Source organism: Ruegeria sp. CF3 (genome assembly GCF_056537365.1).
In genome coordinates, this window is sequence record NZ_JBQFRK010000001.1 from 310,744 (window position 1) to 335,560 (window position 24,817).

The following is a 24,817-nucleotide window of genomic DNA, read 5'->3' on the forward strand; positions in this document are numbered from 1 at the left end:
CGGCATAGCGGCTATGCGCCGCTGGTGTAACCAAATGAGTCGGTCTATGTTATGAACAAAGAAAATTGACCCAAAGCCAGGAAAGCCAGCCGTGCGTGATCTGAAAGTACCCGAGCAAAGACACCCCGAAAAGGCACATCGACCTGACAATGCGGCTCCGCGCAAACCGAACTGGATTCGGGTCAAAGCGCCGGGTGGCAAGGGCTATGCCGAGACGCACAAGATCATGCGTGACAATAATCTGGTCACCGTCTGCGAAGAAGCCGGATGCCCGAATGTAGGTGAGTGCTGGAGCCAGGGGCACGCGACCATGATGATCATGGGCGAGATTTGCACGCGCGGTTGTACCTTCTGCAACATTGCGACCGGTAAGCCGGATACTCTGGATGCATTTGAACCGGGTCGCGTGGCGCATGCGGTGCAGAAGCTGGGCTTGAACCATGTGGTCATCACATCCGTGGACCGGGATGACCTGCTCGATGGAGGCGCAGATCACTTTGCACAGACCATCCGTGCGGTGCGACACCGCTCGCCCAAGACTACGATCGAGATTCTGACGCCGGATTTCCTGAAATGCGATCCCTCGGTGCTTGAGATTGTTGTCGAGGCCAAGCCAGATGTGTTCAATCACAATCTTGAAACGGTGCCGGGCCTTTATCCTCAGGTGCGTCCCGGTGCGCGATATTTCCACTCATTGCGCTTGCTGCAGCGGGTCAAAGAGATGGACCCGTCCATTTTCACCAAATCCGGCATAATGGTCGGACTGGGCGAGGACGAGCAGCAAGTTCGTCAGGTCATGGATGACATGCGCGCGGCGGATATCGATTTTCTGACTATCGGCCAGTATCTGCAGCCAACACCCAAGCATCATGGCATTGACCGCTTTGTTACACCCGAAGAGTTTGCGGCCTATGAAAAAGCTGCGTTCGGCAAAGGTTTCCTTATGGTCTCGGCAACTCCTTTGACCCGGTCGTCTTACCATGCGGGCGATGATTTCGCCCGTTTGCGCGAAGCTCGACAAAAGAAGTTGAACCAGAGGTGAAACCCGAACTTCAATCCTGGCTTACCGAAAAGCGCCATGAACTGCATCAAGTGCCTGAGATATCGGGCGAGGAACGTGGAACCGCGACGAGTATCTCGAACTTGCTTCAGGCGTGTGATCCCGATGCGGTTCTGACAGGTATCGGTGGCCACGGTGTCGCGGCGGTTTATGATAGCGGACAGCCCGGACCAACCATCGGAATCCGGTGTGAATTGGACGGTTTGCCGATCCAGGAAATCTCAAGTGCCCGATACGCGTCGCAACATCCCGGAAAGGGGCATCTTTGCGGGCATGATGGCCATATGGCGATGGTGCTTGGTGTTGCCTTTGTATTGGGGGATAAGCGTCCGACCAAGGGGCGGGTGGTTCTGATTTTTCAACCCGCCGAAGAAACCGGTCAAGGTGCGATTGCCTATCGTGCTGATCCCAAGTTTGCGGATATCGCTCCGGACTATGTGTTTTCTTTGCACAATTTGCCGGGTTTGGAATTGGGCGGGGTTGAGCTTTGCTCGGGTCCGGCGAATTGCGCCTCGCGTGGGATGCGAATTGTTTTGACGGGCAAAACCTCTCACGCGGCGGCTCCTCAGGATGGAGTGTCGCCAGCCGGTGCGTTGGCAGAGCTTATGCCTGCTTTGGCCATTCTGGGGCGGGGTGGGGCGCTGGATGCAGAATATGCACTGACAACGGTAACCCATGCTAGGCTGGGTGAGGCCACTTTTGGTATCGCACCCGGTCAGGCCGAACTGTGGGTGACCCTGCGCACGGTCTCGGACAGCCGGATGGCAAGCCTGATCCGCGACGCAGAACAGCTGGTGACTACACGTGCTCAGGCACAGGGATTAGGTGTTGAAATCACCTATGACGATGTGTTTGAGGCTTGCACAAATTCGGGTGAAGCCGTGCAGATCCTGTCAGAGGCCTGCCAAAGCCGCGACATTCCTTGCAAGCTGGTTGCGACCCCACAAAGGTTTTCGGAAGATTTCGGGCAGTTCGGAAAAGGCGCAAAAAGCGCCATGTTCTGGCTAGGCGCGGGGCGGGATCATCCGCAGCTACACAACCCCGACTATGATTTCCCGGATGCTTTGATCCCGATCGGGACAGATATTTTTTTGGCTGCTATCGAACAAACGCTCAAGGCCTGAGTTTTCTGGGCTGGCTTTCTGCCCATTCGGGCCACCAACCCATATATTCAATTCCGGCAATCATCAGGCAGATAAGGATCGCGCCAAACACCAGTTTCACGCGCCGTTCCGAGGGCGGGTTTCGCCCCCATTTCGACATGCGAACAAAATGGCGCAGACTCATCAGTCCTGATCTTCGACAAATCGAACCTTGCCGATAAACGGCAGGTTGCGATTGCGCTGCGCATAGTCGATGCCATAACCCACGACAAATTCATCAGGGATTTCAAACCCGATCCAGTCCGAGCGGAAATCGACTTCGCGCCGGCTGGGTTTGTCCAGAAGGGCGATGGATTTCAACCGGTGTGGCTTGCGGGTACGGAGCAGCTTGGAGACGTGGTTCAGGGTATGGCCGGTATCCACGATATCCTCGACCACCAAAACATCACGCCCTTCAATAGCGCCGCGTAAGTCCTTAAGAATACGAACTTCTCGACTGCTTTCCATCGAGTCACCGTAGGACGATGCCTCCAGAAAATCGACCTCGATGGGCAGGTCCAGCTCGCGCACCAGATCAGCGATAAAGACGAAGCTGCCGCGCAGCAGGCCGACAACGACCAGCTTGTCGGTGCCGCCGAATTCAGCCGTTATTTCGCGGCAAAGCTCTTCGATCCGGGCAGCAATTGCCTTGGCCGAGATCATCTCATCTATCACATATGCGCGCTGGCTCATCGCTGCCCCCTTGATCTTTGGCGCGCAACATACGAAATCACGCCCCATTGTCACCAGTTAATCCCGGATATCATGCCAACCCATTCCGAGACCCGCCCGCTGCCTTACACCGCTCAGCAGATGTATGATCTGGTCGCGGATGTGGCGAAATACCCTGAATTTTTGCCTTGGTGCGCTGCGGCCCGTATCCGTCGGACCTATGCCGCGGGCGATGGCAAGGTGATGGAAGCGGATCTGGTTATTTCATTCAAGGTGTTCCGCGAACGCTTTGGCAGTCGGGTCACGCTGTTTGATGAGCTGAAACGGATCGATACCGAGTATCTGGACGGACCGTTCAAATACATGCGCTCGGATTGGGAGTTTGAAGATACGGAAGACGGCTGCAACGTCTCGTTCCACGTTGATTTCGAATTCAAGAACGCGGTTCTGCAAGGAATCATTGGCGTGGTTTTCAACGAAGCCATGCACCGTATCGTCCGAGCATTCGAACAACGTGCTGCCGTCCTGTACGGCTGAGGCTTTACGCCCGAGCGGCGCGCGCTAGACTGCGCCACATGACCGATTTGACAACTGCCCTTGCCGAGTTTGCTGCTGGTTCTGTGTCGACCACGGCGCAGGCTCGTATCGTGACATCTCTATCCGCGTTGGACTGGCTTGCTGTGGGGCGGGCAGGCGCAGATGAGCCGGTTTCCCGCATCATACGTCAGATGGTTCTTTCCGAGAGCGGTGCCGCGCAGGCGCGTTTGTTCGGAGGCGGTGATGCGCCGCTACGCGCAGCGGCGCTGGTGAATGGTACCATTTCTCATGCGCTTGATTATGACGACACGCATTTCGCTCATATCGGTCATCCATCGGTTGCTGTTTTTCCTGCAGCCCTTGCTCTTGCGGCGTGGGAAGACCGACCTCTGGTCGATCTGCTTGAGGCAGCGCTAGTGGGAATGGAGTTATCGATCCGCATCGGTTTGTGGCTTGGTCGTGGTCATTATCAGGCTGGTTTTCACCAAACAGCCACGGCTGGTGCGTTTGGGGCTGCGGTGGCTGCGGGTCGGATTATGGCATTTGACGTAAAGCAGATGCGTGACCTGTTGGGGCTAACCGCGACCCGGGCCTCAGGGCAGAAATCACAGTTTGGGACAATGGGTAAACCCTATAACGCTGGGCTTGCAGCCTCGAACGGTGTTGAGGCCGCCCAGTTGATCCGCAACGGCTTTCAACCCGGTGCTGACGCATTGGAAGGCCCGTTTGGGTTTGGGGCGACACATTTGGGGGCTGACGATTTAGCTGCTGCGCTTGATGGTTTGGGTGACGAGTGGCTGTTCGAAAGCATCAGACACAAATTCCACGCTTGCTGCCATGGCCTACACGCGGCGCTTGAGGCTGCGCGCGATCTCGACATCGCCGAGCCTGAGGTGGCCGAGATCAAGATCAAAACCCACCCCCGCTGGATGAGCGTGTGCAATCAACTGCAGCCGACCAGTGGGTTAGGAGCGAAGTTTTCCTATCGTACCGTGATCGCAATGCAGGCAATGGGCTACGATACAGCTCTGCCAGGGAGCTTTTCCGACAAGATTTGTGCTGATCCAAGACTGCAATCCTTAAGGGACCGGATCACGGTCGAGGCGGATGAGAGTCTATCCGAGACACAAGCCCATCTGTCCCTGTTACGCCGGGACGGCGCGCGCCGCGAGGCCAGCCATGATCTGCTGGCACCGATGTCTCTATCGGATCGCGAAGATCGCGTCAGGGAGAAAGCGGCGAAGCTGATCGGGGGGGATGAGGCGGACGCCATCTGGTCGATGCTGCGCACCGGCGGGCGCGCAGCGGATTTGGCTGACAGGTTAACCGATTAAGTGACCCGCCAATGCAGCGGAAAACCCGGATCGAATATTGTGACGGGGCCTTCGCCGCTTTCGATTTTGGCCGGATAGACGACCTCATCGCCTTTGGTCAGCGTGATGGTCTCTTCGTTCACTGGCAGGCGATAGAAGGCTGGGCCGTTGAGTGACGTGAACGCCTCCAGCTTGTCCAACGCATCCGCTCGTTCGAACATTTCGGCCAGCAGTGACATCGTATTGGTTGCAGTGAAACAGCCAGCGCAGCCACAGGCCATTTCCTTGTTTGCATCCGTGTGCGGCGCGCTGTCTGTGCCCAAGAAGAAACGCGTATCGCCTGATGTCGCGGCGGTCAGCAGCGCCAGCCGATGCTCTTCGCGTTTGGCGACCGGTAAGCAGTAGTAATGCGGCTTGATGCCACCCACCAGAATGTGGTTGCGGTTGATGATCAGGTGATGCGTTGTAATCGTCGCACCCAGATCTTTCTCGTTCGCCTTGACGTAATCCACGCCGTTTGACGTCGTGATGTGCTCCATCACCACGCGCAGTCCGGGTGTTGCTTTGCGAATCGGATCAAGAACGCGGTCGATGAACACCGCCTCACGATCGAAGATATCGATCTCGGCATCCGTGACTTCGCCGTGCACACACAGCGGCAGACCGATCTCGGCCATCTTCTCCAGCACCGGGCGCACCTTGTCGAAATCGCGAACGCCAGAAGACGAGTTGGTTGTTGCCCCAGCCGGGTAAAGCTTTACCGCCTTGACCAATCCGCTTGCATGTGCGGCGGCCACATCCGCCGGGTCTGTGTCTTCTGTCAGGTAGAGCGTCATCAGCGGCTCAAACGTCATGTCCTCAGGCAGAGCAGCAAGGATGCGGTCCCGATAAGCTGCTGCGTCGTCACCTTTGACAACGGGCGGAACCAGATTCGGCATGATGATGGCACGGGCAAAATGGCGCGCGGTTTCAGGCAAGACGGCTTGCAGCATCGCGCCATCGCGCAGATGCAAATGCCAGTCATCGGGGCGGCGGATCGTCAGGGATTGGGTCATGGCCCCCGGCTAACACAGCCGCTTGGGTGGTGAAAGACCCTCTTGCCCTTGCCGATGAGACAGATCGCCGTAAGTCACTGACGGATGGTGGTCTTGACCTCTGGTTGTGGTCATGACCTGTTGGGGCGCAGGAAAAAGGGGAACTCATGACACAGCCAAACTCCATCGATGCCGTGCAAGAGCTTTTGGGCTCTGAGGGTTATGTCTGTGGCCGGGCTTTGGCGACGGTTGTGTTTCTTTCGCTGAAACTTGGTCGACCTCTATTTCTGGAAGGCGAGGCGGGCGTCGGCAAGACTGAGATCGCCAAGGCGCTGGCCGCAGGATTGGGGCGGCGCCTGATCAGGTTGCAGTGCTACGAAGGCCTTGATGCCTCTTCCGCTGTGTATGAGTGGAATTTCCCCGCCCAGATGGTGGCGATCCGAACCGCAGAAGCGTCGGGTGGGGCGGACCGAGGCGCGTTGCAGACCGAGCTGTTCTCGGATGATTATCTGATCGAACGCCCCTTGCTGCAGGCCATGCGTCCGGATGCTAATGGGGCACCTGTATTGCTAATTGACGAATTGGACCGGACCGACGAACCCTTTGAGGCTTTCTTGCTGGAGGCGCTCAGTGACTTTCAGGTAACGATCCCTGAGTTAGGTACTGTCAAAGCGCCTGAACCGCCGATCGTGATCGTCACCTCGAACCGCACGCGCGAAGTACACGACGCACTGAAACGCCGCTGCCTATATCATTGGGTTGATTACCCTGACTTTGCGCGCGAAATCGAAATCCTGCACGCACGGGCTCCCGAAGCGGCAGAAGCGCTGAGCCGTGAGGTGGTCGCCTTTGTTCAGCGCTTGCGCACTGAAGATTTGTTCAAGAAACCGGGGGTGGCCGAGACCATCGATTGGGCTAAATGTCTGCTGGCGCTGGACGTTATCAACCTAAGTCCCGAAGTAATCGGCGATACGTTGGGTGCCATCCTGAAATACCAGGACGACATCCAAAAGTTGCAGGGGTCCGAGGCCAAACGCATTCTGGATCAGGCGAAAGCCGATCTCGAACCAGCCTGATGCTTCATATGCTCGAAAATACTTTGGGGGTTTGATGGCCGAACAACTCCCACTCGATATACCGGACAACCCCAAACTGGCCCAGAACATCACCCATTTTGCGCGCGCTTTGCGCAAGGCCGGACTGCCGATAGGAACTGGGCGCGTGGTTGACGCGATCCGCGCCGTGCAGGCTGCGGGGTTCACCGAGAAACGAGATTTCTACTGGACGCTGCATGCCTGTTTCGTGAACCGGCCGGAACATCGAACGGTTTTTGCGCAAGTCTTCCGCCTCTATTGGCGCGATCCGCGGTATCTAGAACATATGATGTCCATGATGCTGCCCGCCATTCGCGGTGTTCAGGAGGAGCGCAAAGCGGATGCGGCTGAAAAGCGCGCGGCTGAGGCGTTGTTGGATGGCGTCGAACGCGACTTGCCAGAATCAACCGAGCAACAAGAGGAAAGCGAGATCGAGATCAACGCGACCCAAACCGCGTCATCCGAAGAACGCTTGCGCAACCTTGATTTCGAACAGATGAGTACATCCGAGATCGCCCAGGCCAAACGCATGCTGTCGCGCCTGAACTTACCGGTCAAACGCATCGAGTCTCGCCGAGGTCAGGCCAGTCACCTCGGTCACCGCATTGATCGCGCTCGGACACTTAGGTCAGCGATGCGGCAGGGTGGTGAACTACGCGATATCGCGCACTTGCAACCCAAACCTCGGTGGCCGAATTTGGTTGCGTTGTGCGATATATCCGGGTCGATGAGCCAATACAGTCGGATCATTCTGCACTTTCTACACGCGGTTTCGAATGCCAAAGGCGCAGGTTGGGCCAAAGTGCACGCATTCACGTTTGGCACACGCCTGACCAACATCACCCGCCATCTGCATCAACGTGATGTCGATGCAGCGCTGGCCGCTGCTGGGGCCGAGGCACAGGACTGGGAAGGCGGAACCCGGATCGGAGAATGCCTGCATCAGTTCAATCGCGACTGGTCCCGGCGCGTCATGGGGCAGGGGGCGGTCGTGTTGTTGATCACCGACGGGTTAGAGCGGGGTGATCCCGAGATGCTGGAAAAGGAAATCGAGCGCCTGCACCTGTCGTCGCGGCGTCTGATTTGGCTGAACCCATTGCTGCGCTGGGACGGGTTCGCACCGAAAGCTCAGGGTGTGGCGACAATGCTTCCACATGTCGACAGCTTCCGCGCCGGGCATTCGATTGCGTCGCTGGAAGATCTGGCCGCCGTGATTTCGCAACCAGATGATCAGGGGCAGAAAGCGCGGCTGATGTCCGCGCTTTCAGACTAGCTGTTACGAAAGCTGCTCTTCATTGCACTTCCGTGCCATTTCCATGGCTTTGTAAGTGCCAGTCAGGTCAACGGTGAAGGCGAACTCTTTCTCCGGGAAAACGACCATCACCTTCTTCTTGGCAAGATCATCTGCGAACTGAGGGTCGTCTGACAGAACATACCCACCCGAATAGCCCTTGGTGATGTTCCCCTTCATACCGGTGGCTTCTCCGACATAAATATTGTCGCCGATAAGGATGGCAACAGCCTCTTTCTCGCCTTTCTTGATGTTGGTTTTGGCCTTGGTGAAGACACCAACATAGCCAACGCCGCGATCTTCGGTCAGGCCCATCTGCACGACATTTTCAGCGTCATCAACCGCTTCGATAAGGCAGGATTTCTTGTCCTGATCGATGAAAACCTTCCAGCCTTCGACCTCACCGTATTTCAGAAATGTGTCAGCCCAGCCGGTGCTGGCAGTCAACAGGCCGATCGCTGCTCCGAGTGTAAGAATGCGTTTCAACTGTTTGTCTCCGCTATGAAATATGTTGGGACGATCCCGAATAGGCCCCGGAATCGCATGCAGGCTAGAATGACGCCTTCCAACATTCAACAATTTGTGAATGTGAGTTCAAAATCGGCTTGTTAGCGCCACAAGATCGACCCGCTGAGCGCTTTTCATTGCTCCAAAGCTGACTATGTTGAACCCAAGCAAGGCCGGAGGTCTAAATGGAACGATTCGATAGCAGCCCGGAAACCGCACTAAAATGGTATCGCGCCGGGAAGGGCGCGGCTTTGTCCACTGTGGTTGAGACCTGGGGCAGCGCGCCGCGCCGTGTAGGCGCGCAGTTGGTCATTGCGGGCGATGGTCGGATCGAAGGCTCGGTTTCTGGTGGTTGCGTCGAAGGTGCCGTGATCGTCGAAGCGCTGGAAGCCATAGAGGAAGGCGAGGCAAGGCTGCTAGAGTTCGGTGTAAGCGACGAGGATGCGTTTGCCGTCGGTCTGGCCTGCGGCGGTACGATCAGGGTTTTGGTTGAACCGGTCGGCAAGGTCCTGCCCGAACCAATGCTGGCCGAACTGGTCGCGGCACGGGCGCGGCGCGAGCCCTTGGCCTATGAAGTCAATGTCGAGACGGGCCAGCGCGCGTTGCGCCGTAATGCCTATTCCGAACGCTTGCGTATGGACAGGTCCGGGTTCGAAGAGGATGGGCAAACCTTTGTCGCTGTCCACAACCCACCGCTACGGTTGATAGTGGTGGGAGCGGTGCACATCGCCCAAGCTCTGGTGCCGATGGCCCGGATCGCGGGCTATGACCCGGCGATTATAGATCCGCGCGAGGCCTTCGCATCGGACGCACGTTTTCCCGGAGAAACCATCCTGACGGATTGGCCGGATGAGGCTGTGTCAAAGCTGGGTCTCGACTCGCGCACGGCGCTTGTGTTGCTGACCCACGACCCCAAACTTGATGACCCCGCGCTTCAGGCCGGTTTGGCGGCCGATGTGTTCTACATCGGCGCACTCGGATCTAAGCGCACACATGCCAAACGCGTGGAGCGGATGAAGCAGGCCGGGTTCAACGATGACCAGATTTCACTGATTCACGGACCTGTTGGGCTTGATATCGGGGCGGCTGGACCGTCTGAGATAGCCGTTGCGATCCTGGCGCAGATGACGGCGGTCCTGCGAGGCAGAGCGTGAAGTTTGGTCCGGTACCCGTTTCCGACGCCTACGGCGCGATGTTAGCCCATTCCGTCAAAGCGGGAAACCGCAAGCTTAGGAAAGGTATAACGCTTTCGTCCGAGCACATAGCCGAGTTGCACCAAGCCGGTCTGACCGAGGTCACAGTCGCGAGACTGGAGCAAGGTGATTGCCATGAGGACGAAGCCGCAGCGCTGCTGGCAGAAGCGCTTGCACCAAGTCCCACACAGGCAAATCTGCGTGTCACCGAAGCCTTTACAGGCCGGGTCAACCTTTTAGCAAATGGACCAGGCGTCGCGGTGCTGGATACCGATGCCTTGCAAAAGTTCAATCAGGTCAATCCGATGATCACTGTTGCGACGGTGCCGCAATATCAGCAGATGGCGGCTGGCGGCATGGTCGCGACGATCAAGGTGATTTCTTATGCCGTACCTCGATGCGACGTTGAGAGTGCGGCCCGTCATGCGCAGGACGCTATTCGGTTATCGGTGCCCAAATACGAAAATGCGGGTCTCATCGTTACCGACATTGCTGGCGGGCCATCTAATGAAAAAGGTATCGCTGCTATTCGTAGCCGGGTTGAGGCTTTGGGTATGAATCTGTCAGATGTTCAGGTGGTGCCGCATCGGATGGGCGACTTAACAGCATCGATTTCGGCCATTCGGGGTGAGATCGTCATGATCCTGACCGGATCGGCCACGTCGGATAAAGATGATGTGGCGCCTGCTTCTGTGCGGGCAGCGGGGGGTATCGTCGACCGGTTTGGAATGCCGGTCGATCCGGGGAACCTGTTGTTTTTGGGATCTTCCGGCGGGCGCCCCATTATCGGTTTGCCCGGATGCGCGCGCTCACCAGCATTGAACGGGGCGGATTGGGTCTTGTCCCGCGTTGCTTGCGGAATCGAAACGACGGGCGCGGACATCGCAGGGATGGGTGTCGGTGGGCTGCTAAAAGAAATCCCGACTCGGCCACAGCCCCGCGCTGCCAAGAGTAAATGACGCAACGGCAATTTTGCCCTGTTTGGTGGACGCATCATTGTTAGAAGGCTGATCAGCGAAACTGCGGAAAAATCAGGCAAATATTTTTGTTCTCAAACGAAATTTACCGTGTTTAACTCTGGCTTAGCAAATAAGCCAAAAAAAGGGGAGGATCTTATGACCAAGGTCTCAATGACCGTGAACGGCGTTGCCGTCAGCGGTGATGTTGAAGGGCGGACTCTATTATCCGGATTTCTACGCGACCACCTGAATTTGACAGGCACACATATTGGCTGCGACACGGCTCAATGTGGCGCGTGCGTAGTGCACGTGAATGGTGAGGCGGTCAAATCCTGCAACATGCTGGCGCTGGAAGCAGACGGCGCGGATGTGGGCACGATCGAGGGGCAGGCGGCCGAAGATGGCACGCTGAACGTGATCCAACAGGCCTTTCAGGATCATCATGGGCTGCAATGCGGGTTTTGCACTCCGGGCATGGTGATGAGCGCTGCAGCATTGCTAAAGGATAACCCGCGCCCGACCGAAGGCGAAATTCGCAAGTACCTTGAGGGTAACCTATGCCGGTGCACAGGCTACCACAACATCGTCAAGGCAATCATGGCCGCATCGGGTCAAGACGTTTCCAGCATCGCCGCCGAGTGAGGCGGTTAAGAATTTTCGACGAAAATTCTTTTCCACGGAGGAGAACAAGCAATGCCCAAAGACAGTGGCATCGGAGCCAGTTCCAAGCGGCGCGAGGACGTACGCTTTCTGACCGGAGCAGGCAATTACACCGACGACATCAACGTACATGGCCAGGCCTATGTGCATTTCCTACGGTCCGACATCGCGCATGGCCGGATCACCAACATCGACACATCTGCCGCCGAGGGTATGCAGGGGGTTGTGAAGGTGTTCACCGGCAAGGACTTTGAAGGCGTGGGCGGAATGCCTTGCGGCTGGGAAGTAACCGACCGTCATGGCGCCCCGATGCAGGAACCACCGCATCCCATTCTGGCGCAAGGCAAGGTCCGACATGTAGGCGATCCCATCGCTGCCGTTGTCGCGGACAGCCTTGAACTCGCCCGCGATGCGGCGGAAGCGATTGAAGTGGATATCGAAGAGCTCCCTGCCGTGCTGGATATGAAAGCCGCAGCGCAGGATGGCGCGACGCTTATCCATGAGGATCTGAAGAACAACATCTGCTATGACTGGCATCTGGGCGAAGAAGACAATGACAAGGTCAATGAGGTTTTTGCCAACGCGGCCCATGTCACCACTCTGGACCTGATCAATAACCGTCTGGTTGCTAATCCGATGGAGCCGCGCGTTGCGGTGGCCGAGTACAGCCGGGGTACGGATGAGTACACGCTCTACACCACTTCGCAGAACCCGCATGTGATCCGCTTGCTGATGTGCGCATTTGTTCTGGGCTTGCCTGAACACAAAGTGCGTGTCGTAGCGCCTGATGTTGGTGGTGGATTTGGCACGAAGATTTTCCACTACGCGGAAGAGGCGTTCTGTACATTCGCTGCCAAGGCCTGCAACCGTCCGGTCAAATGGACCGCCAGCCGGTCCGAGGCGTTTATGTCGGATGCGCAGGGCCGCGACCACGTCAGCACGATTGAGCTCGCTTTGGACGCGGACAATAACTTCACAGGCCTTCGCACCAACACCTACGCCAATCTGGGCGCGTATCTGTCGACCTTCTCAAGCTCGGTTCCGACTTGGCTGCATGGCACTCTGATGGCGGGCAACTACAAGACGCCGGTCATTCAGGTGAATGTGAAGGCAATGTTCACCAACACAGTGCCGGTGGACGCTTATCGCGGTGCGGGTCGGCCAGAGGCGACCTATCAGCTGGAGCGCGTCATCGACAAGGCGGCGCGTGAACTGGGTGTCGATCCGATCGCCCTGCGTCGCCAGAATTTCATCACCCAGTTCCCGTATGACACACCGGTGGCGCTGACCTACGACACCGGGGATTACAACGGAACGATGGATAAGCTTGAAGCTGCTGCTGATTTGGCTGGCTTTGCCGCGCGACGGGCGGAAAGCGAGGCCAATGGCAAGCTGCGTGGCCTAGGCGTCAATTGCTATATCGAGGCCTGCGGCATCGCGCCCTCGAACATCGTCGGCATGCTGGGGGCCCGGGCGGGTCTTTATGATGCTGCCACGGTGCGGGTAAACGCCACCGGTTCCATCAGTGTCATGGTTGGTGCACATAGCCACGGGCAGGGGCATGAGACTGCTTTCCCGCAGGTTGTGGCCGACATGATCGGCATCGACGAGTCGATGGTCGAGATTGTGCATGGCGACACCTCGAAGATCCCGTTCGGCATGGGCACTTATGGCTCACGCTCGCTCGCGGTCTGTGGTTCGGCCATGGTTAAGGCGACCGAAAAGGTGATCGACAAGGCCAAGAAGATCGCGGCACACCTGCTCGAGGCGTCCGAGGCCGATATCGAGCTGAAGGACGGTCAGTTCAGCGTCGCGGGCACTGACAAGTCGGTGGCCTGGGGTGATGTGACTCTGACAGCCTATGTACCGCACAACTTCCCATTGGAGGTTGAGCCGGGGCTGGAGGAGACCGCATTTTATGACCCGGCCAACTTCACCTTCCCAGCGGGGGCATATGCCTGCGAGGTTGAGGTGGATCCCGAGACTGGACAGGTGACCATCGAAGCCTTCACCGCTGCGGATGACTTTGGCAACATCGTTAACCCGATGATTGTGGATGGTCAGGTACATGGCGGCATCGGTCAGGGTATCGGTCAGGCTTTGTTGGAAAACTGCGCCTATGACGAGAATGGCCAGTTGCTGAGCGCATCCTTCATGGATTACGCGATGCCACGCGCCGATGATCTGCCGTTCTATACGGTCGACCATTCCAGCCAGACGCCGTGTACGCACAACCCGTTGGGTGTGAAGGGCTGCGGTGAAGCTGGTGCGATTGGCTCGCCGCCTGCGGTAGTCAACGCGGTTCTGGATGCGCTGAACTCGGGTGGAAAGGCTGTTGATCACATTGACATGCCGATGAGCCCATCGCGTGTTTGGACAGCAATGCATGGTTGAGAGGTTCGGGTGCGAGGGGCCAGCCCCTCGCGCTCCCCGAGATATTTATAGCCAGATGAAGGGCGGATCCGCGCTTTTCGGAAAGGAAGAACGAAATGTACAATTTCGAGTTTGAGAAACCCTCGACCATCGCTGACGCGGTTACTGCGTTGGAAGTTGAGGATGCGCAGGCATTGGGGGGTGGGCAAACCCTGATCCCCACAATGAAGCAGCGGTTGGCCGCGCCATCCAAGCTGGTTTCGGTCAATGGAATCGCTGAAATGAAAGGGGTCTGCGTCGAGGATGATGGCTCGGTAGCGATAGGCGGTGCGACAACCCACGCAAATGTGGCCGCTGAAGCTGTTGGTAACTATCCGGCGCTGGCAGCGCTGGCCGGCCAGATCGGTGATCCTGCGGTGCGTAATCGTGGCACTATTGGCGGTTCGATTGCCAACAATGATCCAGCGGCCTGTTATCCGGCGGGAGTACTGGGTTCAGGCGCGACCATTGTCACCAATAATCGCCAGATAGCGGCGGATGACTTCTTTCAGGGCATGTTTACGACAGCTCTGGAAGAGGGCGAGATTATCACTTCGGTGCGTTTCCCCGTGCCTCAGGCGGCGAGTTATCAGAAGTTTTTGCAGCCCGCGTCTCGGTTTGCGTTGGTCGGGGTATATCTTGCCCGGTTTGCCAATGGCGTTCGAGTTGCAGTAACCGGCGCAAGCGAGGACGGAGTTTTCCGCTGGGCAGAGGCTGAGGAGGCCCTGAACAAAGAGTTCCGCGCGGACGCTTTGATGGGGCTGCACATTAATCCGATGAACATGATTGGTGATCTGCACGGCAGCAAAACGTACCGGGCGCATCTGGTCACTGTTATGACGAAACGGGCTGTCGAAGCTTGCAGCTGATCTGATTGTTGATCAGCGTTGAGAGCCTCTGTGAAAGCCGGGGCTCTTTATTCTTTCCGAACTCTTGGGGGCTTGGCGGGGCGCCAGTAGGCGCCGGTGTCTTCTCGGGCCGTCTGATAGCGTTCCACGCGGTCACGCGCGGCTGACCCCCCTGCGGCAAAGAGATGACCCAGCAGGCATTCAAGCACTACCATCGCTCCGGAGAAGCTGGAAAAGTGATGTTGCGCGCGGGTACTGACAGGCAGCACGATGTCAGGGTCAACACCAGGGGCGATGACGTCGCTATCCGACAATAACGCGATGCGCATTCCGCGTTTACGCGCAAAACGCATGGATTGTATGGTGTCAGAGGAATAGGGGTGAACGGTAATAGCGAAAAGGCAGTCCGCTTCATCGGCCTCGAGCAAATCATCGATGGCTGATCCCATATGTCGCGGGATAAGCTGAAATCCTGGGTGTGCCATCCGACCCGCATAGTGGAGATAATAGGCCAAAGCATAGCTAGCCCGGGTCGCGGTTATGAAACAGCGATTAGCTGCAATCATGTACTCCGTGACCTGTTGCATCAAATCAGGATCGGCCAGTCGCAAGGAGCGGGCTACGACGTTCAGTTCGTTTTGCGCAAACCCAGCTTGCGCGGCGCTGAATTGGCCCCCCGATTTCATGCGATCCAGCCAGCCCTGACCCAGCCGATCTTCTCGGTCTGTGACAAGGGTTTGGCGAAAGGGTCGTCTGAACGACTCAAAACTGTCGAATCCCATGCGTTGTGCCAACCGCACCAAAACGTTTGAACTGACACCGATCTTTTCGGCGGTAAGCCGAACCGGGTCGAGCCCGAAATCGCCAGGGTGGTCGATGATGTATTTCGCTGCGGCTTGCATTTGCTGAGGCAGGGTGTCGATTTCGTGCCGAAGCTGCTCGGTCAGTTGGGATGAGGTGTGTTGCATTTGGTAAGAAAAAACAAATGTTATGAAGAATGCAAATTGAAAACGTGAGCGAGGTGTTTAATTCGGGATCGTAAAAAACAGGTGACGGAATGTCTGGGACTGGTTTGAGGATGACGAGAAGGCCATATGTGTTGGTGGCTCCGAACGGGGCGCGGCGGGGGCATGGGGATCATCCTGCGCTGCCGATCACAACGGACGAAATCGTCAAAGCTGCGAAGACCTGCAATCGGGCAGGTGCGCAAGGCCTGCACCTGCATGTTCGTGATCAGGCGGGTCAGCATTCGCTTGATGCGGGTTTGTATTGTGAAACCATTGCTGAACTGCGTGCTGCGGCCCCTGATATGGACATCCAGATTACGACAGAAGCTGCTGGCGTTTTCGGCGTTCAAGCACAACTTGCTTGTTTGCAAAATGTGCGCCCGGACTGGGCTTCGATTTCGGTGCGCGAGATTGCACGGTCGCCTGAACTTGCGCCAAAGGTCTACGCTCTGTGCGCGGAACAAGGGACTCGTGTTCAGCATATCCTCTATGATGTCGCTGACGTCGAGTTACTGACCCATTGGCAGGCTGAAGGGGTGGTAAATTCGGATCAGGTCGAGCGTCTGCTTGTCCTTGGTCGCTATGCCACGGCGCAGGAATCAAACCCGAAAGATCTGGATGTGTTTCCGCACAGCGCTGATCCATGGATGGTCTGTGCCTTTGGAGGGCAGGAGCATGCGTGCCTGCAAAAGGCCGCGCAGCTGGGTGGCGATGTGCGCGTTGGTTTTGAGAACAGCCTTGCCGGTCCGGATGGCCAGGCTTGGGCAGACAATGCCGCATCCGTCGCGGCGCTGATTGATCTTCTGAAAAGGACGTCGACATGAGTCACGTATTTCCACGCCATACAAAGTCGGAACTGCCTGAGGCCGCTGGTGGTGACGGCTGTTATCTCATCGACTCAACCGGCCGTCGCTATCTGGATTGTGGTGATGCTGCCGTTTCATGCCTCGGCCATTCCAACGCCGCTGTGGTCAAAGCGGTGCAGGATCAGGTGGCGCAGATTGCGTTTGCGCATACGGGCTTTATGACCTCGGCACCGGCCGAGGCACTGGCCGATCTGCTGATTAAACACGCCCCCGGCGAACTGGACCGGGTCTATTTTGTCTCGGGCGGGTCAGAGGCGACCGAGGCTGCTATCAAACTGGCGCGGCAGTATTATCTGGAAACCGGTCAGCCAGAACGCCGCCATGTGATCGCGCGTCGGCAAAGCTATCACGGCAACACTTTGGGGGCACTTTCGGCGGGTGGCAATGAATGGCGGCGGGCGCAGTTTGCACCGATGCTGATCGAGATGACTCATATCGCTCCTTGCTATGAGTACGCCGAAAAGCCTGAGGATGAGAGCAGTTTTGAATATGGTCAGCGCGTTGCGAATGAGCTGGAGGCAGAAATCCTGCGCCTTGGGCCTGAAACGGTCATGGCTTTCATGGCAGAGCCGGTGGTTGGTGCGACGCTTGGGGCTGTTCCGGCAGTCGAGGGGTACTACAAGCGAATCCGTGAAATTTGCGATCAACACGGCGTTCTTCTGATCCTCGACGAAGTAATGTGCGGCATGGGTCGTACCGGGCATTTGTTTGCCTGTGATCATGACGATGTCGCGCCGGATATTCTTTGTATCGCCAAAGGGTTGGGTGCAGGGTATCAGCCTATCGGAGCGATGCTGTGTTCGGGTCGAATCTATGATGCGATCCGGGATGGATCGGGTTTCTTCCAGCATGGCCACACCTATATCGGTCATCCGGTTGCGACTGCGGCTGCGCTTGCCGTTGTACAGGAACTTACCTCTCGTGATCTGCCGGCGCGGGCCGGCGTAATGGGGGGCAAATTGCAGAGCATGTTGGAAAACAAGTTTGGCCAACACCCGAATGTCGGGGATATTCGCGGTCGCGGCTTGTTCCGAGGGATTGAGCTGGTCGAGGATCGAGATATGAAAACCCCGTTTGATCCGTCGCGTGGCGTGGCGGGCAAAATCAAGAAGGCCGCCATGGCCGAGGGATTGATCTGTTACCCGATGTCAGGCACGCGTGACGGACGCAACGGCGACCATATTCTACTGGCTCCGCCCTTTATCATCGAAGATGACCAACTGGTCGAGCTTGTAGACAAGCTTGATCGGGCGATATCCTCGGTGATCTGATTTAGGCGAGAAGCCAGAAAACAAAGAAGCCCCTCCGATTTCGGAGGGGCTTTTGTCATTCTACAAAAAGAAAACCTACTTCTGTGGCAGCGGGCCAATCATCATGATCATCTGACGGCCTTCCATCTTGGGCATGTTCTCGATCTTGCCCAGATCCTTGACGTCTTCGGCCACACGTTCCAGCAGCTCACGCCCCAGGTTTTGGTGCGCCATCTCGCGGCCCCGGAAACGCAGGGTGACTTTGACCTTGTCGCCGTTCTCAAGAAACTTGAACACGTTGCGCATCTTGACGTCATAGTCATGCGTGTCGGTGTTGGGCCGGAACTTGACCTCTTTCACCTCAATGATCTTTTGCTTCTTGCGGGCTTCGCTTTCGCGTTTCTGCTGTTCGTACTTGAACTTGCCGAAATCCATGATTTTGCAGACCGGCGGGTTCGCGTTGGGCGAAATCTCAACCAGATCGAGGCCGACATCGGCGGCCATCTGCATGGCCTTTGCGGGATGAACCACCCCGACATTTTCACCTTCGGCGCCAATCAGGCGAATTTCGGGAGCACGGATCTTGTCATTGACGCGCGGGCCGGTATCTCGCTGTGGCGGCGCGTTGTGAGGTCTGCGGGCTATGGGTTCATTCCTTTGATGATTGCAGAATTTCGAGCCCGGAATTTAGACCGGGCTGAGAGGTGTTTCAAGCGGCATAAATTGCAAGCCGCATGAATTTTCCATGAATTTCGTGAGTTTTTGCCGGTTTAGGGTGTCGATAACTCCACCGGCAAACCCCATTAGCCCACAAATGCCTTTTCAATCACGAATTCCTTGGGTTCGGAATTGGCGCCTTCTCGCAGGCCGAACTCTTCCAGAATTGCTTTGATGTCATGGTTGAAGGCAAGGCTGCCACAAACCATCGCGCGATCAGTGTCTGGCTTGATACCACCTTCGATGCCCAGATCGGCAAATACGGTGCCGTCTTTCAACAGCTCGGTTATACGGCCCATCTTTGGGCTCTCTTCCCGCGTGGTGGTGGGGTAATAGCGAATCTTGTCGGCGAAACCGTCACCAATCAGTTCGGCCAGCAACTCGTCCTGTTTGACGCTCTCGATCAACTCGCGACCGTAATCCAGTTCAGCTACGTCGCGGCAGGTATGGGTGATGATAACCTCGTCATAATCCTCATAGGTCTGCGGTTCACGCAGCAGCGACGCGAAGGGCGCAAAGCCTGTGCCGGTGGCGAAGAACCAGATGCGCTTGCCGGGCAGCAATGCGTCATGCACCAGCGTGCCGACGGGTTTGGGCCGAAGGATGATCTGATCACCAGGCTGGATGTGCTGCAGTTTTGAGGTCAGCGGGCCATCCTGCACTTTGATCGAGTAGAATTCCAGTTCCTCATCCCATGAAGGCGAGGCGATGGAATAGGCGCGCAGTAGCGGTTTACCGTTGTCGCCCAGCAGGCCGATCATCACGAACTCACCCGAGCGGAAACGAAGCGATGCAGGGCGCGACACCTTGAAAGAGAACAGGCGGTCGGTCCAATGTTTGACCTCGGTCACAGTCTGGGCGTCGGGCAGGACGGGGGCCTTAACGGCGGTTGCTTCACTCACGGGTTTCATCTCTGTCATCGTTTCACTACCGGTCTGCTAAACCGACATCTCCGTTTAATCTTTGATCCAAGTCAGGAAAAGGGCCAGATTGCCCCTTTCGTATCACAGGTTGGCGATGGCGGGTCAGCCGCGCAGGCGGGCCTGGTAGTTGTTGTCCTGCCAATTGGCCCGGGCCAGCCACTGATCTTCGGGCTGCCGGTTCGCCAAGGTGTCATCAATTTCGACTTCGTCAAAGCCGCTACGACGCGCCATGGCGTATTGGTCTGCAAGAACATGGCCTTTTGCCCGCAGGCGACCCGTATATCCTTTCAGACGCAGAACGCGCGCGATCGTAAAGCCGCGCCCATCCGCTGAGGATGGAAAGTCCACGCGCACCATCTGGGCGCTGCCCAGCCGGTCAAACAGTTCATCGGGGTCAGTGTCCGAGGCGATATCCAGTGCAACCACGTCATTCGCTGCATCGTCCAGCGTGACATAGCCATCGGTCCAATCATCGGGGGCAAAGCCCTCGTCGTTTACGATTACGTTCATGTTTTCTCTCCGATGCGCACCATTTTTCCATCAACAAAATGGATGCCGCATTCTTCCTTGTTCTGATCGCGCCAGCGCCCGGCGCGGGGGTCTTCGCCTTCTTTGACCGGCGAAGTGCAGGGCGCACAGCCGATCGAGGGGTATCCTTTGGCCACCAGCGGATGCCGGGGCAGGTTGTTTTCTTCCATATAGGCGCGCACATCGTTGGGCGCCCAGTGGGCCAAGGGGTTGACCTTGATCCGGCCGGTTCCGTCCTCGACCTCGAAAAAGTCCAGCGCGGCACGGGTGCCGGACTGAAACCGTTTGCGCCCGGTGATCCAGCCACAATACCCGGTCAGAGCTTTCTGCAGCGGGAAGGTCTTGCGCAGGTTACAGCAGGCATCGGTGTCACGCAGACGCAACGCGCCATAAGGATCGTCGCGCTGAACATCTTCATCCTCGGCGCGGATGATCTGCACATTGCGCAGGCCCAGACGCTCGCTGACCTCCTGCTGGTATTCCAGCGTTTCGGCAAACAGCATCTGGGTGTCCACGAACAGCACTGGGGTCATCTTGTCGACCACTGCAGCCATATGCAGCAACACCACCGATTCCGCGCCAAAGCTGGAGACCAGAGCAAGCTCCTCGATCTCGTCCAATGCGCCATGCATCACATCATGGGCACTGTGGTGGCGGAAGCGGGCGTTCAGTGCCTCGACCTTTTCGGTCAGTTCGGCGCGGTCAGCCCCCAGTTCCGTTTGGATCAGGTCAAGCGGCATTGGCCTGTGCCTCGGGGTAAAGCGCCGCTTTGAACGGTGCCATGCCAACGCGGCGATAGGTCTGCAAGAAGGTCTCTTCAGCGCTGTCGCGCTGCTCCAGATACGTGTCGACGATGCGCTCGACCGCCGGAACGATCTCGTCATAGGCGAAGCCCGGGCCAGTACGATCACCGATGGCTGCGGATTCGGTACCGTCACCACCCAAAGTGATCTGGTAGCTTTCGACGCCAGCGCGGTCCAGGCCAAGAATGCCGATGTGACCCACATGGTGGTGACCACAGGCGTTGATGCAGCCCGAGATCTTGATCTTCAGGTGGCCGATATCATGCTCCAGTTTCAGGTCTTCGAACCGGGTCGCGATTTCCTGCGCCACGGGGATCGAACGTGCCGTCGCCAGTGCGCAGTAATCCATACCGGGGCAGGCGATAATGTCGCTGATCAAGCCGATGTTGGCGGTCGCCAACTCGTATTCTTTCAGCGTCGCGTGGATCGCGGGCAGGTCGGATTTGTGGACATGCGGCAGGATTACGTTCTGCTCGTGGCTGATACGCAGTTCGTCATAGGCAAACTCTTCGGCCAGATCAGCCATTACGCGCATCTGCTCGGCAGTCGCATCGCCCGGCGTCTGGCCGTGCTTCTTGATCGAGATCGTGACGATCGCGTGGTCCGCGTTCTTGTGCGGCGCGATGTTGGTGTCGACCCACGAACGGAAGACCGGATCGTTGGTGTAGGCACTCTCGAACGAGGCAACCGAACCATCACGGAAGGCCGGAGGCGCAAAGTGGCCTTTGATTTCTTCCAGCAGGTTCATATCCGCGCCTTTGAATTGCGGGCGAACCTTCAAAAAGCGTTCGTTCACTTTGGCACGGATGGCGTCGATGCCGTGCTCATGCACGGTGATCTTGATACGTGCCTTGTACTTGTTGTCGCGACGGCCGATCTGGTTCCACACGGAAACGGTGGCCTCAAGATAGGCCAGCAGGTCGTCAAAGGCGACGAATTCCGATAGCTCTTTGCCGATCATGGGCGTACGGCCCAGACCACCGCCAACGATGACGCGGGCACCCAGAACGCCATCACGCTCGACCAGTTGCAGGCCGATGTCATGCGCCTTGATCACGGCGCGGTCATTCTCGCTGCCGGTGATGGCGATCTTGAATTTGCGGGGCATGAACTGGAATTCAGGATGGTCGGTCGACCACTGGCGCAGCAGTTCGGCATAGGGGCGCGGATCAGCGACCTCATCCGCGGCGGCACCGGCGAAGTGATCGGCGGTAACGTTGCGGATGGTGTTACCCGAGGTCTGGATGGCGTGCATGCCAACCTCGGCCAGTGCGTCCAGCATATCCGGCACGTCGTTCAGTTTCGGCCAGTTGTACTGAATGTTCTGACGGGTGGTAAAATGGCCGTAACCTTTGTCCCATTTCTCGGCCAGCAAAGCGAGCTGACGCATCTGAGCACTGGACAGCGTGCCATATGGAATAGCGACCCGCAGCATATAAGCGTGCAATTGCAGATACAGACCATTCATCAGGCGCAGGGGCTTGAATTCGTCTTCAGTCAGCGATCCGTCAATGCGACGCTCAACCTGCGCACGGAACTGCGCGTTGCGTTCTGCCAAAAATGCTGTGTCGAACTCGGAGTAGCGATACATGTTTAGCTGTCCTTAGTTGCAGCCCCGGACCCGGGGCCTTGAAGGGGAGAGAGAATGGCCTGAGATCAGGCCCGAGGCTGCGGGGAGGTTTCCTGTTTGCCGTGGGCATAGTTGGACGGACCAGTCCGGCGGAAATCCTCCCGAAAGTGGGTGGGTTCGGGGCCGTTTTCTCCGGCCACCGCGTCGGCAAGATAGGCACCGACGATCTTGTTGGCTTGACGCGCGGCATCCAGCAGACGAACTTGTGCGTGAGCTTCGTCCGTGATCAGTTCGGCATCGGACAACTCGCGCGACCACCGGTCATCTTCGGTCTGGTAAATCACATCACCTTCCAACAAGTCGTTGGCGGTGACGACTTTGGGGGTAAAAGCGCGGGCCATCAGGCAAGCTCCTTATTGAAAACCGAGACTACGTGCGGGTATTGCGCAACTCGGGCGACGCCGGGTTTGTGAATGCGCATATTTGTTTGTTTGACCTGCATCGGATCATCTCGTGACTGAATTGACTTGTGTGCCAATATAGGAAATATTCCCGCCAAATCGCCATATGCGCGAAGAAATAAGAACAAATGTTCTATATGCGGTGAGTGAAAGAAGGTTTGTTCTGAATTGGAAGGGAAATTGGAATGTCGGTGCGAATAGACGACACGGATCGGAAAATTCTAGCCGAGCTGCAACGGGATGCCAGCCAGTCGCTTGACGAAATCGCAGCCCGTGTAGGGAGCTCCAAGACGCCGGTTTGGAATCGCATTCGCAAGCTGAAGGGGGCAGGAGTCATTGGCCAGCAAACCGTATTGCTGGATGCCGAAGCGTTGGGCTTTGAGGCCACATTCTTTGTGCTGATCCGTACGTCGGAACATGAGGCTGAGTGGCAGCAGAAGTTCCTGAAAGCGTTGCGCGATCGTCCAGAGGTTCAGGAAGCGCACCGTTTGGCTGGAGACATCGATTACATTCTGAAAGTGCGCGTCAAGAACGCGCGTGCGTATGATGCGTTTTATCAGGCTTTGATTTCAGAGGTACGGGTGCACAACGTCACAGCCTTGCTTTCGATGGAAGAGATCAAATCGACCACCATGCTACCACTGAAGTCTGTCGGATAGGATGAAGCGTGAATGGGGGCGCCGCCCCCGCCGCCCGAAGGCGACTCCCCCGAGATATTTATGGCCAGATGAAGCACGGATCCGGGTTTCTTGACAGGATGTTAAGTCAGACCGCTACCATGAGTTTGGTCAGCCCGTGGAAATGGTAGCTGTCCGAATATTGCGGCTCTGCCGTCAGCTCTAGCTTTGGGCATTGCTGGAACAGGATGGGCAGGGCGATCCGCATCTCAAGCCGGGCCAGCGGAGCGCCCACACAGAAGTGAAGGCCACCACCAAAGCTAGTATTAGCGCTTACATCTCGCATCGGGTCGAATGTATCGGGTTGGGACCAAGCAGCAGGGTCGCGATTGGCTGCGCCCAGAAGCAAGGCAACTTCGTCACCACGCGCAAAGCGGTGACCGAAGAGTTCAATGTCTTCATAGGCATAGCGTCTGAACATGTGCAGTGGTGGATCGAAACGCAGGATTTCCTCGACTGCGCCGTCGATGGTGCCGGGCGTCAGGACATACTGCTGTGTACCCGTCGTCAACATAGTCTTCACGCCATTGCCAATAGCGTGCACGGTGGCCTCGTGACCGGCGTTCAGCAACAAAATGCAGGTCGTGATAAGTTCGTCCCGCGAGAGTTTTTCGCCATCTTCCTCTGCCGCGATCAACCGGGTGATCAGATCGTCACGCGGGTCAGTGCGGCGTTTTTCGATGTATTCTTCGAGATAGGTGGTAAAGGCTTGTGTGGCACGGACGGCTTCGTCTTCGGTCTGGCGCGTCCGGTTTGCCTGATACATGGCCACCATGGCGTGCGACCACTGCAACAGTTGCGGTGCCATGTCTTCCGGCACACCAAGCAGACGGCAGATCGTGATCACGGGCACTTGGGTGCAAAAGGCTTCCAACAGATCAAACGGACCGTCGGGGAACTGCTGGATTAAATCGAGACACAACTGTTCAGTGGACCCCTCAAGCGCCGTGATCGCGCGAGAGGTAAACGCCCGCAGTACCAGAGAACGCAATCGAGTATGACGCGGGGGTTCAAGCTCTAACATCGAATGGGATTCGACTTCTAGCCAGGGTGCAAGATGGTCTGGGCCGGGTTTTGCAAGTTCCGCTGGGATTTCACGCCCGAGGCGACGATCGCGCAGCAGAATTTGCACCGCTTTGTGCGAGACAGCCGCGACAAGGCCGTAGTCTTTCCAGTAGAACAGATCGCCCAACTGACGTGCGCTGTCATAAAAGGGGTATGGGTTTTGCACGAATGCCGGGTCGGTCGGGGATTGGGTCAGCGTCTTCATGCGGTGCAGACTTGCCATGGCGG

General features: G+C 57.2%; 26 protein-coding genes. 14 read left to right on the forward strand and 12 right to left on the reverse strand.

Going from position 1 to position 24,817, the window contains the following annotated elements; genetic code table 11:
* Positions 1–91: 91 nt before the first annotated feature.
* Both lipA and ACR0KC_RS01550 read left to right on the forward strand, forming a co-directional pair.
* Positions 92–1,042, forward strand: coding sequence for a lipoyl synthase (lipA, locus tag ACR0KC_RS01545; RefSeq protein ID WP_480569492.1), 951 nt, complete (start codon positions 92–94; stop codon positions 1,040–1,042).
* Positions 1,039–2,184 carry an amidohydrolase gene (locus ACR0KC_RS01550; RefSeq protein ID WP_480771400.1) on the forward strand — a complete coding sequence of 382 codons (1,146 nt, stop codon included), beginning with the start codon at positions 1,039–1,041 and terminating at the stop codon, positions 2,182–2,184. The genes lipA and ACR0KC_RS01550 overlap by 4 nt, the downstream gene beginning before the upstream one ends.
* Here the strand turns inward: ACR0KC_RS01550 and ACR0KC_RS01555 are convergent.
* Both ACR0KC_RS01555 and hpt read right to left on the reverse strand, forming a co-directional pair.
* The gene (locus ACR0KC_RS01555; protein WP_170421327.1) at positions 2,174–2,347 is read right to left on the reverse strand and encodes a hypothetical protein; all 174 of its coding nucleotides are present in this window, start codon (positions 2,345–2,347) and stop codon (positions 2,174–2,176) included. The two genes, ACR0KC_RS01550 and ACR0KC_RS01555, sit on opposite strands and share 11 nt — an antisense overlap.
* Positions 2,347–2,895 (reverse strand): hypoxanthine phosphoribosyltransferase, encoded by a 549-nt coding sequence (gene hpt, locus ACR0KC_RS01560; RefSeq protein ID WP_010439696.1) that lies wholly within the window; start codon positions 2,893–2,895, stop codon positions 2,347–2,349. Before hpt ends, ACR0KC_RS01555 begins: the two co-directional genes overlap by 1 nt.
* Positions 2,896–2,967: 72 nt before the next feature.
* On the opposite strand from hpt, the gene ACR0KC_RS01565 reads away from it, so the two are divergent.
* Positions 2,968–3,411: a type II toxin-antitoxin system RatA family toxin gene (locus tag ACR0KC_RS01565; RefSeq protein ID WP_170393242.1), complete on the forward strand. Its 444-nt coding sequence runs from the start codon at positions 2,968–2,970 to the stop codon at positions 3,409–3,411.
* 38 nt (positions 3,412–3,449) lie between these two features.
* Positions 3,450–4,745 carry an MmgE/PrpD family protein gene (locus tag ACR0KC_RS01570; RefSeq protein WP_480704680.1) on the forward strand — a complete coding sequence of 432 codons (1,296 nt, stop codon included), beginning with the start codon at positions 3,450–3,452 and terminating at the stop codon, positions 4,743–4,745.
* Here the strand turns inward: ACR0KC_RS01570 and pyrC are convergent.
* The gene (gene pyrC, locus ACR0KC_RS01575) at positions 4,742–5,779 is read right to left on the reverse strand and encodes a dihydroorotase (protein WP_480704682.1); all 1,038 of its coding nucleotides are present in this window, start codon (positions 5,777–5,779) and stop codon (positions 4,742–4,744) included. The two genes, ACR0KC_RS01570 and pyrC, sit on opposite strands and share 4 nt — an antisense overlap.
* Before the next feature lie 146 nt (positions 5,780–5,925).
* Between pyrC and ACR0KC_RS01580 the strand changes: the two genes are divergently transcribed.
* Both ACR0KC_RS01580 and ACR0KC_RS01585 read left to right on the forward strand, forming a co-directional pair.
* A complete protein-coding gene (locus ACR0KC_RS01580) occupies positions 5,926–6,834 on the forward strand; it encodes an AAA family ATPase (protein WP_170421335.1) in 909 nt (302 codons plus the stop codon).
* Between the two features lie 34 nt (positions 6,835–6,868).
* Positions 6,869–8,125 carry a vWA domain-containing protein gene (locus ACR0KC_RS01585; RefSeq protein WP_480791080.1) on the forward strand — a complete coding sequence of 419 codons (1,257 nt, stop codon included), beginning with the start codon at positions 6,869–6,871 and terminating at the stop codon, positions 8,123–8,125.
* A gap of 3 nt (positions 8,126–8,128) precedes the next feature.
* Here ACR0KC_RS01585 and ACR0KC_RS01590 read toward each other — a convergent pair whose 3' ends face one another.
* Positions 8,129–8,629 carry a hypothetical protein gene (locus ACR0KC_RS01590; RefSeq protein WP_170510628.1) on the reverse strand — a complete coding sequence of 167 codons (501 nt, stop codon included), beginning with the start codon at positions 8,627–8,629 and terminating at the stop codon, positions 8,129–8,131.
* 206 nt (positions 8,630–8,835) lie between these two features.
* On the opposite strand from ACR0KC_RS01590, the gene ACR0KC_RS01595 reads away from it, so the two are divergent.
* The 5 genes from ACR0KC_RS01595 (at position 8,836) to ACR0KC_RS01615 (ending at position 14,743) form a co-directional block, all read left to right on the forward strand.
* A complete protein-coding gene (locus ACR0KC_RS01595) occupies positions 8,836–9,804 on the forward strand; it encodes an XdhC family protein (protein WP_480771402.1) in 969 nt (322 codons plus the stop codon).
* Positions 9,801–10,802: a molybdopterin-binding protein gene (locus ACR0KC_RS01600; protein ID WP_170393235.1), complete on the forward strand. Its 1,002-nt coding sequence runs from the start codon at positions 9,801–9,803 to the stop codon at positions 10,800–10,802. Before ACR0KC_RS01595 ends, ACR0KC_RS01600 begins: the two co-directional genes overlap by 4 nt.
* Before the next feature lie 156 nt (positions 10,803–10,958).
* Positions 10,959–11,444, forward strand: a complete 486-nt coding sequence (locus tag ACR0KC_RS01605) for a (2Fe-2S)-binding protein (RefSeq protein ID WP_170393234.1) — start codon at positions 10,959–10,961, stop codon at positions 11,442–11,444.
* 51 nt (positions 11,445–11,495) lie between these two features.
* A complete protein-coding gene (locus ACR0KC_RS01610) occupies positions 11,496–13,856 on the forward strand; it encodes a xanthine dehydrogenase family protein molybdopterin-binding subunit (protein WP_480771403.1) in 2,361 nt (786 codons plus the stop codon).
* Between the two features lie 95 nt (positions 13,857–13,951).
* Entirely contained in the window at positions 13,952–14,743 is a 792-nt protein-coding gene (locus ACR0KC_RS01615; RefSeq protein ID WP_480771404.1) for an FAD binding domain-containing protein, read from the forward strand.
* A 47-nt stretch (positions 14,744–14,790) separates the two neighbouring features.
* On the opposite strand, the gene ACR0KC_RS01620 is transcribed toward ACR0KC_RS01615, so the two are convergent.
* Positions 14,791–15,690, reverse strand: a complete 900-nt coding sequence (locus ACR0KC_RS01620; RefSeq protein WP_170645974.1) for a MurR/RpiR family transcriptional regulator — start codon at positions 15,688–15,690, stop codon at positions 14,791–14,793.
* Positions 15,691–15,800: 110 nt separating this feature from the next.
* On the opposite strand from ACR0KC_RS01620, the gene ACR0KC_RS01625 reads away from it, so the two are divergent.
* Both ACR0KC_RS01625 and ACR0KC_RS01630 read left to right on the forward strand, forming a co-directional pair.
* Positions 15,801–16,553, forward strand: a complete 753-nt coding sequence (locus tag ACR0KC_RS01625) for a beta-keto acid cleavage family enzyme (protein WP_480771405.1) — start codon at positions 15,801–15,803, stop codon at positions 16,551–16,553.
* A complete protein-coding gene (locus tag ACR0KC_RS01630) occupies positions 16,550–17,866 on the forward strand; it encodes an aspartate aminotransferase family protein (protein WP_480771406.1) in 1,317 nt (438 codons plus the stop codon). Before ACR0KC_RS01625 ends, ACR0KC_RS01630 begins: the two co-directional genes overlap by 4 nt.
* A gap of 75 nt (positions 17,867–17,941) precedes the next feature.
* Here ACR0KC_RS01630 and infC read toward each other — a convergent pair whose 3' ends face one another.
* The 6 genes from infC to ACR0KC_RS01660 all read right to left on the reverse strand — a co-directional run bounded on the left by infC (position 17,942) and on the right by ACR0KC_RS01660 (position 22,787).
* Complete coding sequence (infC, locus tag ACR0KC_RS01635) at positions 17,942–18,532, reverse strand: translation initiation factor IF-3 (protein ID WP_310793657.1); 591 nt, start codon at positions 18,530–18,532, stop codon at positions 17,942–17,944.
* Between the two features lie 116 nt (positions 18,533–18,648).
* Positions 18,649–19,482, reverse strand: a complete 834-nt coding sequence (locus ACR0KC_RS01640) for a ferredoxin--NADP reductase (protein WP_170405452.1) — start codon at positions 19,480–19,482, stop codon at positions 18,649–18,651.
* Positions 19,483–19,587: 105 nt separating this feature from the next.
* Positions 19,588–19,995 carry a DUF934 domain-containing protein gene (locus ACR0KC_RS01645; RefSeq protein WP_170393227.1) on the reverse strand — a complete coding sequence of 136 codons (408 nt, stop codon included), beginning with the start codon at positions 19,993–19,995 and terminating at the stop codon, positions 19,588–19,590.
* Positions 19,992–20,753 carry a phosphoadenylyl-sulfate reductase gene (locus tag ACR0KC_RS01650; protein ID WP_170595766.1) on the reverse strand — a complete coding sequence of 254 codons (762 nt, stop codon included), beginning with the start codon at positions 20,751–20,753 and terminating at the stop codon, positions 19,992–19,994. The genes ACR0KC_RS01645 and ACR0KC_RS01650 overlap by 4 nt, the downstream gene beginning before the upstream one ends.
* Positions 20,743–22,407: a nitrite/sulfite reductase gene (locus ACR0KC_RS01655; protein WP_480771407.1), complete on the reverse strand. Its 1,665-nt coding sequence runs from the start codon at positions 22,405–22,407 to the stop codon at positions 20,743–20,745. Before ACR0KC_RS01655 ends, ACR0KC_RS01650 begins: the two co-directional genes overlap by 11 nt.
* Before the next feature lie 65 nt (positions 22,408–22,472).
* On the reverse strand, positions 22,473–22,787 hold the full coding sequence (locus ACR0KC_RS01660) for a DUF2849 domain-containing protein (RefSeq protein WP_170393224.1): 315 nt from the start codon (positions 22,785–22,787) through the stop codon (positions 22,473–22,475).
* 245 nt (positions 22,788–23,032) lie between these two features.
* Between ACR0KC_RS01660 and ACR0KC_RS01665 the strand changes: the two genes are divergently transcribed.
* On the forward strand, positions 23,033–23,506 hold the full coding sequence (locus tag ACR0KC_RS01665) for an Lrp/AsnC family transcriptional regulator (protein ID WP_010439761.1): 474 nt from the start codon (positions 23,033–23,035) through the stop codon (positions 23,504–23,506).
* 106 nt (positions 23,507–23,612) lie between these two features.
* Here ACR0KC_RS01665 and ACR0KC_RS01670 read toward each other — a convergent pair whose 3' ends face one another.
* Entirely contained in the window at positions 23,613–24,794 is a 1,182-nt protein-coding gene (locus tag ACR0KC_RS01670) for a cytochrome P450 (RefSeq protein ID WP_480704698.1), read from the reverse strand.
* Between the last annotated feature and the right edge of the window lie 23 nt (positions 24,795–24,817).